The organism is Bilophila sp. (assembly GCF_057864385.1).
The window spans coordinates 4204-17731 of sequence record NZ_DBMAFI010000006.1 but is presented as its reverse complement, the minus strand read 5'-3'; the positions used below and the strand labels follow the sequence as shown (position 1 = coordinate 17731).

At 60.6% G+C, this 13528-nt stretch carries 9 protein-coding genes; 3 read left to right on the top strand and 6 right to left on the bottom strand.

Going from position 1 to position 13528, the window contains the following annotated elements; translation table 11 throughout:
• Positions 1-46: 46 nt before the first annotated feature.
• Together ACZM8Y_RS03010 and ACZM8Y_RS03005 are read right to left on the bottom strand one after the other, a co-directional pair.
• Positions 47-1054, bottom strand: a complete 1008-nt coding sequence (locus ACZM8Y_RS03010; protein ID WP_308771030.1) for a TRAP transporter substrate-binding protein — start codon at positions 1052-1054, stop codon at positions 47-49.
• Positions 1055-1215: 161 nt separating this feature from the next.
• Positions 1216-2859, bottom strand: a complete 1644-nt coding sequence (locus ACZM8Y_RS03005; protein ID WP_486850332.1) for a sigma-54 interaction domain-containing protein — start codon at positions 2857-2859, stop codon at positions 1216-1218.
• A gap of 362 nt (positions 2860-3221) precedes the next feature.
• Here ACZM8Y_RS03005 and ald point away from each other — a divergent pair, with 362 nt between their 5' ends.
• The 3 genes from ald to sarD all read left to right on the top strand — a co-directional run bounded on the left by ald (position 3222) and on the right by sarD (position 7164).
• Positions 3222-4343, top strand: a complete 1122-nt coding sequence (ald, locus tag ACZM8Y_RS03000) for an alanine dehydrogenase (protein WP_302553271.1) — start codon at positions 3222-3224, stop codon at positions 4341-4343.
• A 159-nt stretch (positions 4344-4502) separates the two neighbouring features.
• On the top strand, positions 4503-5873 hold the full coding sequence (gene tpa, locus ACZM8Y_RS02995) for a taurine--pyruvate aminotransferase (RefSeq protein WP_302553272.1): 1371 nt from the start codon (positions 4503-4505) through the stop codon (positions 5871-5873).
• A gap of 127 nt (positions 5874-6000) precedes the next feature.
• Positions 6001-7164, top strand: coding sequence for a sulfoacetaldehyde reductase (gene sarD, locus ACZM8Y_RS02990; protein WP_302553273.1), 1164 nt, complete (start codon positions 6001-6003; stop codon positions 7162-7164).
• A 513-nt stretch (positions 7165-7677) separates the two neighbouring features.
• On the opposite strand, the gene ACZM8Y_RS02985 is transcribed toward sarD, so the two are convergent.
• The 4 genes from ACZM8Y_RS02985 to hysD form a co-directional block, all read right to left on the bottom strand.
• Positions 7678-8466, bottom strand: a complete 789-nt coding sequence (locus ACZM8Y_RS02985) for a nitroreductase family protein (RefSeq protein WP_482330515.1) — start codon at positions 8464-8466, stop codon at positions 7678-7680.
• A gap of 545 nt (positions 8467-9011) precedes the next feature.
• A complete protein-coding gene (uvrA, locus tag ACZM8Y_RS02980; protein ID WP_482330514.1) occupies positions 9012-11936 on the bottom strand; it encodes an excinuclease ABC subunit UvrA in 2925 nt (974 codons plus the stop codon).
• A gap of 174 nt (positions 11937-12110) precedes the next feature.
• Positions 12111-12812: a DUF554 domain-containing protein gene (locus ACZM8Y_RS02975; RefSeq protein WP_479858747.1), complete on the bottom strand. Its 702-nt coding sequence runs from the start codon at positions 12810-12812 to the stop codon at positions 12111-12113.
• On the bottom strand, positions 12809-13300 hold the full coding sequence (gene hysD, locus ACZM8Y_RS02970; protein ID WP_482330512.1) for a NiFeSe hydrogenase maturation protease: 492 nt from the start codon (positions 13298-13300) through the stop codon (positions 12809-12811). Before hysD ends, ACZM8Y_RS02975 begins: the two co-directional genes overlap by 4 nt.
• Between the last annotated feature and the right edge of the window lie 228 nt (positions 13301-13528).

The following is a 13528-nucleotide window of genomic DNA, read 5'->3' as shown; positions in this document are numbered from 1 at the left end:
GGGAATAGACAACCTTATGAAGCCGCTTTCCCCTTGTGCGGAAAGCCTACTTCCAAGGTTTTTTCCCGATGGCGGAGAGGAAGGCGTTAATGGCGGCCCTGCCGCCCACGAACGTCTCCATTTCGGGCCAGACCTGCGCAATGGCGGCATTCCTCCAGTCGGCCTCGTCCTCAAGCTGATCGATCTGCACGCCCGACTCGATGAGCCGCTGCTTCGCCCTCACGCCTTCGACAAGCTGGAAGGCAAGGCAGTATTCCTGCGCGCCGCGCCCGGCGTCGGTGATGAGCGCCTGCATTTCAGGGGACATTTTCTTGAATGCCCGCTGGCTCAGGATCATGGGCTGGAGCTGATAGGTATAGTGCGCTTCGGTGATGTACTTCTGCACTTCGTTGAACTTGCAGGCGAGGAAGGTGATGTAGCCGTAACATTGCCCGTCGACCAAGCCCTGCTGGAGCGCGGTGAAGGTTTCCGCCCACGAGATCGGCACCGGGTTCGCCCCCCATGCCTTATAGCAGGCGAGCAGGATGGCGCTCTGCGGGACACGGAACTTGAGCCCCTTGATGTCGTTCAGGTTTTTGATGGGCCTGCGGGAATTGGAAATGTAGCGGTAGTCGGTATACGTCCAGCCGAGGATGCGGAATCCCCCCTCCCGTATGGCGTACCCGTTGAGCAGGGCATGGGCGGGGCCGGTGGTCGCCCGGACGACGTCGTACATGTCGTCAAAAAGGTAGGGCATGGTGAGGATGCCGAGTTTTTTCACGAACGGGACTGTATTGGCGATGCCCACAACGGCGATGTCGAGGTTCCCGGCGCGCACGTTCTGGATCATTTCCGTTTCGTCGCCGAGCTGGCCGGAGGGGAAGAGCTGGACTTCCACCTTGCCTCTGGATCGGGCTTCCACGATTTCCTTGAACCGGATGCCGATGGCCCCCATCTCGGAATCGATGGGATCGCCCATGCCCACTTTCAGGATGGTTTTTTCATAGGCGCTGGCGGGGGAGGCGCCGGTGAGAAGGGCAAGCGTCACCAAGGCGGCAAGCAGGCTTTTGAGCATAGAATCCTCTCTCTTTCCATCTAGAGTCCCGTGGCTGCGTGCAACCCCACACCTTATTTTGGGCTTTAGCTCACGAGGCTCGAAGGTGTCAACCTGGCCTCCCCGGTAAGCCCGCCAGCCTGATTTTCCTCCTATCCGACTGTAGATACGTTTGAAAAAAATTATTTGTGGGCGATTTCCACGAGGCCGATCTTATACCGCTGCGCTTTCCTGACGATGGTGGACTGGCTGACTTTGAGCCGCCGGGCGGCCTTGTAGGTGCTGCCGGTTTCGGTGAGCGCGGCCATGATCATGTTGCGTTCCAGTTCGGCGACGGCCTCGCGCATGGGCTGGCGGAAGGAGACGCCGCCCTGCGGGAGGGGCGACTGGGCCTGCATATATTGAGGGAGATCCTGCATGGTGATGGTTTCTTCCTCGCTCATGGTCGCCAGCGACTGCACGAGGGCGCGGAGCTCGCGGACGTTGCCCGGCCATCGGTAGGTCAGGAAGCAGTTCAGCACCTGCGGATCGAAATTTTTTTGCAGCCCGTTTTTCTTGATGATCTCCTGCAGGAAATGCATGGCGAGGACGGGGATGTCGTCCGGCCGTTCCCGCAGCGGAGGGATTTCCACGGTCAGCACCCGGAGGCGGTAGAAGAGGTCTTCGCGGAACTGCCCCGAAGCGGCCATGTCCGCCAGCGGCTTGTTGGTGGCGGCGATGACCCGCACGTCCACGGTGATGGGCTTGGTCCCCCCGACCCGGTGGAAGGGGTGCCCGTCGAGCACTTGCAGCAGCTTGGCCTGCATGGGGAGGGGGAGCTCGCCGATTTCGTCAAGGAGGAGGGTTCCCTTGTGGGCCAGCTCGAACATGCCGGGCTTGCCGCTTTTGGCCGCGCCGGTGAAGGCGCCTTTTTCGTAGCCGAACAGTTCGGATTCCATAAGCGACATGGGGATGGCCCCGCAGTTCACCGCGATGAACGGCTCGGCGCTGCGCTGGCTCATGTCGTGGATGGCCTTGGCCGTCAGCGTCTTGCCGGTTCCGGTTTCGCCGAGGATGAGGGTGATGGCTTCGGTGCGGGCGGCTTTGGAGGCTTCCTTGCGCAGGCGGCGCATGGGGGCGCTGTGCCCGACGAACCCGGCGTCCATTTCGGTTTGAAGGTTTTCCAGGCGTGCTTTGTAGGAGAGGGTTTCCATCTCCAGATCGGTGAGCTTCCGCTGGAGGGTTTCCAGCTCGGTCATGTCGCGGATGGAGGCGATGACCCGCCACACGTTGCCCTTTTCGTCAAAAATGGGCGTGCTGGTGTTCAGGCAGCGCTTGCCGTTGGAATAGTCGTCGAACATGGTGACCGCGCGTTTTTCGATGAGCGCGCGCAGGGTGACGCAGGTTTCAAAGCGCCCCTTGTGCATGGGTTCGGTCACATGCTTGCCGATGACTTCCTCGGCGCGCAGCCCGGCGATGCGCTCCATCGCCTTGTTGACGCGCAGGGTGATGCCGTCGGAGTCGATGACCCAGATGCCGTCGTGGATGGAGTCGAGCAGGACGGTCAGCTCCTGCCAAGGCAGTTCGGCCACCCGGTTGATCTGATCGACCGGGATTTTTGACATTGTGATAAGGCGAACTTGCTCGCCGTCCGCGGAATCGCCGGCGGAAACGCTTTTCCAGCGGATGATGTACATGGAACCCTCTTTGTGGTGGGCGATCAGCTCGCCTCCGTGGGGTTCGCTCAGGCTTTCCTCCACTTCATCAAATCCGCATCGCGTCAGGCGTGGCAAAAAAGGCTCGTCATCAGCCCGTCCGGGAGAAAGTTTGAGTATTTCTCCCAACATATTGTTTATAAAGATTAAATTCCATGTGTCCCCGCGGCATATTCCGGCGGCGGCGAGTTCGTTTTGATGGAGGATGTGATCGCAAAAGGCGGGCTGTGGCGTCATGGAAGAACCTCTCTAATGCAACTATGCATCATGATGCAAAATTAACTCGAACATTCCTATGATTCATCGGCAAGTGATTCGAGACTGCATTGACCCCAAAAAGGCCTGAAAAGGACGCTTTTAAAAACTATAATAAAAATATTATGTTATGATGTTTGGGAAAAATGGAACGCTAGTTGCTATAAAGAGGGCATGGAGTACAACCCCACCCTGAATTTCAAAACGTACTTCAACATACTGCTCTCGGAGGCACTCAAATGCGTGTAGGTATCCCCACCGAAATCAAAGTTCAGGAATTCCGCGTTGGCATCACCCCCGCTGGCGTTCATGCCCTTAAAGAAGCCGGTCACACCGTCCTCGTGCAGAAGGGCGCCGGCCTCGGCAGCATGATCACCGACGAAGAATACGTTGCCGCCGGTGCTCAGATCGTTGATACCGCCAAGGAATGCTGGGACTGCGACATGGTCGTGAAAGTGAAGGAACCTCTGGCTCCTGAATACGACCTGTTCCATGAAGGCCTGATCCTCTACACCTACCTGCACCTTGCTCCGGAACCGGCCCTGACCAAGGCTCTTCTCGACAAGAAGGTTATCGGTATCGCTTACGAAACCGTGCAGCTCGACAACGGTTTCCTGCCCCTCCTCGCCCCCATGTCCGAAATCGCCGGCCGCATGGCCACTCAGGTGGGCGCCCAGATGCTGACCAAGATTGAAGGCGGCATGGGCCTCCTGATGGGCGGCACCGCTGGCGTGCAGGCCGCTCACGTCGTCATCGTGGGTGCCGGTACCGTGGGTCTCTCCGCCGCCAAGGTTGCCATGGGCATGGGCGCTCGCGTGACCATCCTTGACAGCAACCTCTTCCGCCTGCGTCAGATCGACGACCTGTACGGCGGCCGCATCCAGACCCTGGCCTCCAACGCCTTCAACATCGCCGCCGCTGTGAAGGAAGCCGACCTCCTCGTGGGTTCCGTCCTCATCCCCGGCGCCCTGACCCCGAAACTGGTCACCGAAGCCATGGTGAAGACCATGAAGAAGGGCTCTGCCATTGTTGACGTCGCCATCGACCAGGGCGGTTGCATCGAAGTGACCGCGAAGCACGGCGCCACCTACCATGACAACCCGACCTTCATGTATGAAGGCATCGTGTGCTACTCCGTGGGCAACATGCCCGGCGCCGTGGCCCGCACCTCCACCTTCACTCTGACCAACGCCACCATGCCTTACATGATCGATCTGGCCAACAAGGGCTGGAAGAAGGCTTGCCAGGACGACAAGGCTCTGGCCCGCGGCATCAACACCTATGACGGCAAGGTGTACTTCAAGGGCGTTTCCGATGCTCTCGGTTACGAACTGCATTGCACCTGCGACATCCTGAAGTAAGACGTGATTCATGACTGGACCAGTCTCATGTCCGCATGAGACTGGCCAGTTTTCCGGTCAAAGTCAAGGGTAAGGGCAGGAACGGCCCATGTGCGCCAATTGGTTTTCGCCTTTAACCTTCCTGTGACAATACCATCATTATTTCATGAGGAATGCACCATGACTTACGATAAAGCTGAATTGGTCGCTCTGGACAAAAAGCACGTTTGGCACCACCTGACCCAGCACAAGAATTTCGAGCCCGCCATCTATGTGAAGGGCGAAGGCATGCGCATCACCGACATCGACGGCAAGACCTACATCGACGCCGTGTCCGGCGGCGTGTGGACCGTCAACGTCGGCTATGGCCGCAAGGAAATCGTTGACGCCGTCGCCGCCCAGATGATGGAACTGTGCTACTTCGCCAACGGCATCGGCAACGTCCCCACCATCGAATTCTCCAAGAAGCTCATCGAAAAGATGCCCGGCATGAGCCGCGTGTATCTCTCCAACTCCGGTTCCGAAGCCAACGAAAAGGCTTTCAAGATCGTCCGTCAGATCGGCCAGCTGAAGCACGGCGGCAAGAAGACCGGCATCCTGTATCGTGCCCGTGACTATCATGGCACCACCATCGGTACCCTGAGCGCTTGCGGCCAGTTTGAACGTAAAGTTCAGTACGGCCCCTTCGCTCCCGGCTTCTATGAATTCCCCGACTGCGACGTTTACCGCTCCAAGTTCGGCGATTGCCCGGATCTCGGCGTGAAGATGGCCAAGCAGCTTGAAGAAGTCATCCTGACCGTGGGCCCGGACGAACTCGGCGGCGTGATCGTGGAACCCATGACCGCCGGCGGCGGCATCCTCGTTCCTCCGGCAGGCTACTATGAAACCATCCGTGAAATCTGCGACAAGTACGGCCTGCTCCTGATCATGGACGAAGTCGTGTGCGGCCTTGGCCGTACCGGCAAGTGGTTCGGCTACCAGCACTTCAACGTCCAGCCCGACATCGTCACGATGGCCAAGGGCGTCGCTTCCGGCTACGCTCCCATCTCCTGCACCGTGACGACCGAAGCCGTGTTCCAGGACTTCGTGAACGACCCGGCCGACCACGACGCCTACTTCCGCGACATCTCCACCTTCGGTGGCTGCACCGCCGGCCCCGCCGCGGCTCTGAAGAACATGGAAATCATCGAGCGCGAAAACCTGCTCGAAAACTGCACGAAGATGGGCGAACGCCTCATCGAAGGCCTCAAGGGCCTGATGGACAAGCATCCCATCATCGGCGACGTACGCGGCAAGGGCCTCTTTGCCGGTATCGAAATCGTTAAGGATCGCGCTACGAAGGAACCCATCGCCGAACCCATCGCCAACGCTATGGTCGGCGCCGCCAAGCAGGCCGGCGTGATCATCGGCAAGACCTCTCGTTCCTTCCGTGAATTCAACAACACCCTGACCCTGTGCCCGGCCCTGATCGCCACCGAAGCCGACATCGACGAAATCGTCGCTGGTATCGACAAGGCGTTCACCACCGTCGAACAGAAGTTCGGTCTGTAAGAATTGAAAAGCCCGATGCCTCCACCGGAGGCATCGGGACTTTCATTCTGGAAAACGTCGGCAGGGCAAGGCAGTGCTTTGTCCTGCTTCGGCATATTGAAGACTTCAACAACGCGAGGATACGACAATGGCTTTTGTGCATTACACCGTCAAGAAGATCGTGCATGGCCTCGGCGCCATCAAAGAAGCCGCCAACGAAGTGAAGAACCTCAAGGGTTCCAAAGCGTTCATCGTGACCGACCCCGGTTTGGCCAAGATCGGCGTCCAGAAGCCCCTCGAAGAAGCTCTGACCGCCGGCGGCATCGAATGGAAGCTGTACGCTGAAGCCCAGCTCGAACCCAGCATGGATTCCATCCAGCACTGCACCGACGAAGCCAAGGCTTTCGGCGCCGACGTGATCATCGGTTTCGGCGGCGGTTCCGCCCTCGACACCACGAAGGCCGCTTCCGTGCTGCTTTCCAACGAAGGCCCCATCGACAGGTACTTCGGCATCAATCTGGTTCCGAACCCCTGCATGCCCTCCATCCTGATCCCCACCACCGCCGGCACCGGCTCTGAAATGACCAACATTTCCGTGCTCGCCGACACCAAGAACGGCGGCAAGAAGGGCGTTGTTTCCGAATATATGTATGCCGACACCGTCATCCTCGACGCCGAGCTGACCTTCGGCCTGCCTCCCCGCGTGACCGCCATGACCGGCGTTGACGCTTTCGTGCATGCCATGGAATCCTTCTGCGGCATCGCTGCCACCCCGATCACCGACGCCCTGAACCTTCAGGCCATGAAGCTGGTCGGCGCCAACATCCGTCAGGCTTATGCCAACGGCAAGAACGCCGCTGCCCGCGACGCCATGATGTACGGCTCCGCCCTCGCCGGCATGGGCTTCGGCAACACCCAGAACGGCATCATCCATGCCATCGGCACGACCCTGCCCGTGGAATGCCATATCCCCCACGGTTTGGCCATGTCCTTCTGCGCTCCCTTCAGCGTGGGCTTCAACTACATCGCCAACCCTGAGAAGTACGCCATCGTGGCTGACATCCTGCGCGGCGATGACCGTTCCGGCTGCATGAGCGTGATGGATCGCGCCGCCGACGTGGAAGACGCCTTCCGCGACCTGCTGAACGATCTCGACATCGCCACCGGCCTCGCCAACTACGGCGTGAAGCGTGAAGACCTGCCCGCCTGCGCGGATCGCGCCTTCGCCGCCAAGCGTCTCCTGAACAACAACCCCCGCGCCGCCAGCCGCGACCAGATCCTTGCTCTGCTCGAAGCCAACTTTGAAGCCTAGTCCTTGGATTTGAGATAAGCCATTGGCCGGGGGAGGAAAGGCGCATTGCGCAGTTCCTCCCCCGGTTTCTTCGTTTGGCTGTGTCATGGAAAATGGTCGATGCTTTTCCTTGAAGTTCCAGAGGAATAACCAACAAAATGCCTTGGCTAGGGTTCCGCCAAGGGGAAAACTGGATAAAAAGGTTGTATTTCGCCGCGCTGTGGAGATGAAACAGCCCCATACTATGACAATGCCTTTCGTTTTATCCCATACGGAAGTGGGGCTCCCTTGCGGCAGAGGACAAAAAGGCTGTGTCATGGAAAATGGTTGATGCTTTTTCCTTGAAGTTCCAAAGGAATAACCAACAAAATGCCTTAGCTAGGGTTCCGCCAAGGGGAAAACTGGAGAAAAGGGTAGTATTTTCACCGTACTGTGGAGATGAAACAACCCCATACTATGACAGAGCCGACAAAAAAAGCCCTGAACAGTATTCAGGGCTTTTTTGTTCTTCAGTGATTGGGTACGTACAGCGGCTTACTCCACGACAGCCAACCGTACGGGCCTGCGCGGGGGGACACGGGCATATTGGACGGAAGGATACCCGATCATGAGCCCTCCGCAGATTTTACGGCCTTCGGGGACGGGGATGCCGAGGTCTACTCCGTTGTTGGCGGCGGCGATGACGAAACCGCTCCAGCAAGTCCCGATGCCGTAGCTGTGCAGGGCAAGTTCCAGATAGCTGACGGCGGCGGCACAGTCGATGGCGTTCCACGGCGTGTTGGCGTCGCCGTGCGCGAGGATGAGGGAAGGGGCCCCCCGGAGGATCGGATCCTGCCCGGCGTGGAAAGCCGACGCCACATGGCGGTATTTTCCGGTGAGCGTCGACATCCAGTCCGCCACGCGCGAGGCGAGGTCGTGCAGTCTGTCGCGGCCTTCCACCAGCAGCCACGCCACTTCCTCGCTGTTGGATGCCGTCGGCGCGTAACGGGCCTCTTCCAGCGCCTTGAGCAGTACGCTGCGATCGACCGGGGCGTCTTTATACGCGCGGGTGGAACGCCGCGTCTTAAACAGCATGTCGCGCTGCAGGTCGGAAAGGGGAGCGTCTTCGATAAGCGGCAGGGAGGAGGGCGCGATATGCTCCAAGGTCAGGGCCGCCTTGGGACAGACGGCGACACAGTGGCCGCACCGGATGCAGCGGGCCAGAGCCCCGTGCAGGACATCCACGGCCCCATTGGTGCGGCGTCCGAGGATGCGCTGAGGGCATACGCTGATGCAGCGTCCGCACCGGATGCAATGATCCTGATTGAGTTCAAGGGAAACCATAGGCAGTCCTTTGGAAGCGCTTCGGAAAGGGCACCCTTTCCCGGCGGCTTCCCGCCTTTTGTGTCCTGGGCGGACGTTGTTGCGTTCATCGTTCCGGTAGTGCCTCGCCCCGATCAAAAAACGGGCGGGGGAGGGAAAAGGGCGGGGTCTTGAAACGGCATTTCTCCCCGTGCAGGCGTCTGATGCAGGCTGTGCCGCCTTGAGACGGAGGCACGGCGCAATACACCTCCTGTATTCCGGGATTTGCGGACAGAGGCACGGGAGCCAAGCCCTTGGAATGCGGAAAGAGGCTCTGAACATGCACGTTTGGGGAAGGGGGACGCCTCCCCTCGGAAAGCCTTCCCTCCCCCAATGCCGTGTCATAGGAACTGGTTGATGTTTCTTAAGATTCCAAAGGAATAACCAATAAAATGGCCCAAGCATGGAGCCCATCGACGGAAAACTGAAGGAAACGTCTGTATTTTCACCATACTATGGATATAAAACAACCATATGCTATGGCAAAGCCTTCCCTACTAGCCCCTACCGCTCGATGGGCATCCGCGTCAGCCGTCTCCGAGCTTGCGCCGTGCCCGCCGTTCTTCGGTGAGGAACTTGCCGGTAACGGAATTCGGATCGGCCATGATGGCTTCAGGCGTTCCGGCGGCGACGATGCGCCCGCCGTTTTCCCCTCCGCCGGGGCCGAGGTCGATGACGTAGTCCGAGGCAAGGATGACGTCCGTATTATGCTCGATGACCACGACCGTCGCGCCGAGTTCCACCAGATGGTGCAGCACGGTGACGAGCTTGCCGACCTCGTGCATGTGCAGCCCCGTGGTCGGCTCGTCGAGGATGTACATGGTGCCGGGCAAGGAACGCTTGCCGAGCTCGCGCGATATCTTGATGCGCTGGGCCTCGCCGCCGGAGAGGGTCGTGGCGGGCTGGCCCAGGCGGATGTAGTCGAGCCCCACGTCTTCCAGTACGGCAAGGCGGCGTTCGAGTACAGGATAATTGGAGAAGAACTGGCGTGCTTCACGCACGGGCATGTCCAGCACTTCCGAGATGTTCAGCCCCCGATAGCGAACTTCGAGGGTTTCGTGGTTGTAGCGTTTGCCCTTGCACACGTCGCAGGTGACGTACACGTCGGGCAGAAAGTGCATTTCCACGCGGATCTGCCCGTCGCCGCTGCACGCCTCGCAGCGCCCGCCCTTGACGTTGAAGCTGAACCGCCCCGGCTGGTAGCCGCGCTTGCGGGCGTCCGGGGTCATGGCGAAGATGTTGCGGATCTCGTCGAAGATTTTGGTGTAGGTGGCCGGGTTGGAGCGCGGCGTGCGTCCGATGGGCGTCTGATCGATGGCTACGATGCGCTCGATGGCCTCCACGCCGTCGATGCCCCGGATGCTGCCGGGCTGATCCACGCGGATGCCCTGCGCCAGCGCGAGGTGCTTGTACAGCGTGTCCACCACGAGGGAGCTTTTGCCTGATCCGGAAACCCCGGTCACGCAGGTCAGCGTGCCGAGTGGGATGGGGCAGTCGATGTCCTTGAGGTTGTTGGTCGTGACCCCGCGCAGGGTGAGCCAGCCCTTGGGCTCGCGGCGCTCGTCGGGGATGGGCACGGACAGATCCCCGCGCATGTACTTGGCGGTCAGCGTGTCCGAGTGCTTGATCAGGTTCTCGAAAGAACCGTGGTACACCATGTCGCCGCCGTGCGCGCCGGAACCGGGCCCAAGCTCGATGATGTGGTCGGCCTCACGGATGGTGGCCTCGTCGTGCTCGACCACCAGCACCGTGTTGCCGCGCCCCTGAAGGCTGCGGAGCGTGGCAATGAGGCGTTCGTTGTCCCGCGGATGCAGGCCGATGGACGGCTCGTCGAGCACGTAGGTTACGCCCACCAGCCCGGAACCGAGCTGTGAGGCGAGGCGGATGCGCTGCGATTCCCCGCCCGAAAGCGTGGTCATGGTGCGGCCCAGAGAGATGTAGTCGAGGCCCACATTGGTCATGAACGACAGCCGATGGTTCAGCTCTTTAAGGAGCGGCTCGGCGACGAGGGCGTGCCGCCCGTCGAACTCCCGCCCGTTCAGCCAGCGGAGGGCGCGCTCCACGGGCAGGGAACAGAACTGGTGGATGTTGAGGTCATCCACGCGCACGGCCAACGATTCGGGCCGCAGGCGCGCGCCGCGGCATATGGGGCAGTCCATGCTCTGGAGGTAGCGGGACAGCAGATCCCGCCACATGTCGCCGTACTGCATGCCGCGCTCAAGCAGGGGGATGACGCCCGGCCAGTTGTCCGTGCCCAGCTTGTGCGGGCCATCGTAGGCCTTGGCCGGAGCGGGGGCGGTGTCGTCGTACTCCGGCGAATCGAGGGCCACGGATCCGCCGAGGCGGTTCCTGCGCAGGCCGCTCTTGGATTTCTGCGGGGAATCGTCCTCACCGTAGAACAGGGCTTGCAGGGCTTCGGGCGAATACGCGGACAGCGGCGTGGACAGGGTGAAGCCGAAGCGCTTGCCGAGGGCGGCCAACGCCTCTTCATAACGGGCGAAGGTCTTGGGGTTGGCCCACGGCAGGATGGCCTTGGTGTTCAGGGACAGGCCGCGGTTGGGCGCGATGAGCATGGGCTCGAAGTATTCCACGGTGCCGAGCCCGGCGCAGCGCGGGCAGGCTCCCTGCGGGCTGTTGAAGGAAAAGAGCTGCGGGCTGGGTGCGGGCAGGCTGATTTTGCAGACCGGGCAGACGGATTCCGTGGCGTGCAGCGTGTCGCCGTCGGCTCCCTTGTCGGGTTCGTTCACGATGATCCGGCCCTCGCCGTAGCGCAGGGCCAGCTCCACCGAGTCGGCCAGACGCCCCCGGATGCCGTCCTTGATGACCAGGCGGTCGATCACGAGATCGATGGTGTGCTTCTTGTTCTTGTCCAGCGCGGGGATGTCTTCCATGCCGTACAATTGCCCGTCCACGCGCACGCGCACGAAGCCCTCGGCCTTCAGTTTCTTGAAGCGGTCGAGGTGCGTCCCCTTTTGGAGTTCCACCAGCGGGGCCATGACGATGACTTTCGTGCCTTCGGGCAGGGCGAGGATGTCGGCGATGATTTCATCGGCGGCGCGCGCCTCGATGGGGCGTCCGCATTTGGGGCAATACATCTTGCCGAGGCGGGCGAAGAAGACGCGCAGGAAGTCGTAGACTTCGGTGACGGTGCCGACCGTGGAGCGCGGGTTGCGGCCCGTGGTCTGCTGTTCCAGCGAGATGGCGGGGGAAAGGCCCTCGATCTTGTCGACGTCCGGCTTGTCCATCTGCGGGAGGAACTGGCGGGCGTAGGCGGAAAGGGATTCCACATACCGGCGCTGGCCTTCCGCATAGACGATGTCGAACGCGAGCGTGGATTTGCCCGATCCCGAAGGGCCGCAGACGACCACAAGTTCGTCGCGGGGGATGTCGAGCGAGAGGTTTTTGAGGTTGTGCTGGCGCGCACCCTCGATATGGATGGAGGAATGGCTCATGAGGTTCCTTGGAAAGTCTGTCCAGACTGGGGTGTCTTGCGGGTGAATCGCCACTTCCGCCGGGCCTGCCGGGGCGTGGCCGGTTTCATTGCATCCTAATATGATTGTTGTCTTTCAGCGCCGTTTTCGCATGTAAGGCGGAATATCCCCGGCGCTCCTCCCATACGCGGCCGGTCAGATGGTTCCGGCAAAGGAGGCCGTCAGCGCGCACAGGCCCACGGCGGCAAGCAGAGACGGGAGCATGTTCGACAGGGAAATGCGGGTAATCTCAAGCATGTTGAGGCCGATGCCGATGATGAGCGTGCCGCCGACGGCTGTGAGCTCCGTCATGGCTGCGGGATCAAGCCAGCTTTGGAGGCTGCCCGCGAGCAGTGTGAGCGCCCCCTGATAGATAAGCACGGGGATGGCCGAGAACAAGACCCCAAGCCCGTAGGCTGAAGCCATCGCCAGCGCCGCGAAGCTGTCGATGATGGTCTTGGAAAGGACAACGGCCCGATCGCCCCTGAGCCCCTCGTCGAATGAGCCGATGATGGCCATCGCGCCGATGCAGAACAGGACCGAAGCGTTGACCATGCCTTCTGTAAACAGCGGGTTGGACGACTTGAGCCGCCCTTTCAGCCATTCCCCCACGCGGATAAGCCGGGCTTCGAGCCCGATCATTTCGCCGGCGACCGAGCCGATGACGATGCTGAAAATGACGATGAGCGGGTTTTGCGTGAGCAGGGCCATTTTGAACCCGATGACCAGCACGCAGAGGCCAAGCCCCTGAAAGACGATGGCACGGACGCGTTCCGGCAGGCGGGCTCCGAAGGCAAGCCCCACAAGGCCGCCGATGGTGATGCCCAACGCGTTGATGATGGCCCCGATGGGGATCATGCCCGGTTCCCCTCGTTGCCGTACCGTTTCAGCCATTCCCCGATTTCCTTCCTCGCCAGCGCGAGAAATTCGGGGAACACGGCCTGTACGTCATCCGAGAGCCCGATGTTCCACGTCAGATAATCTTTGGGTTCCACGCCGAGCACGAGGAGCTCGGACTTGGTGCCGAACAGCTTTTCGGCCATGCGCAGGGAGTCGATCAGGTCGATGTCGTGGATGGAGAGGCGCTGCTTGTCGTCCTTAATCAGCGCGTCCTCGGTGAGCCGGTAGAGGGTTCCCGGCTTGCCGCCGCAGTGCACCACATCGAGTACCAGCAGATTGGAGTAGCCTTTAAAGCTGTAAAAGATGTCCTGCGTGAACGTCCCGCCCTCGCGTATGGTAACCTGCTCCGGCCAGTCTTCCTTCATCAGTTCCTGTGAGGCGAACACGCCCACCCCGTCATCCGTGAGCAGCATGTTTCCTATTCCGAGCACCAGCAGCTTGTTCATGGGGGGGATCCTTGATTGGGGGAGGAGGGCAAGGCGGTGAGTTGGGGAAGGGAGGGAGAACCTTTCTGAAGAAAGGCTTCTCCCTCCCTTCCCCAAACCCCATCCCTCCCTCTCCCAAGACGTTCGAGTTTATCGAATCCCTGTTCCGTGAGCGTGCGGCTCATCGGGGTTGGGGGATTGCGGGGGCAAGGTGCGGTTCGCAGGGAAGCGCATCCCTCTCATTTTCTC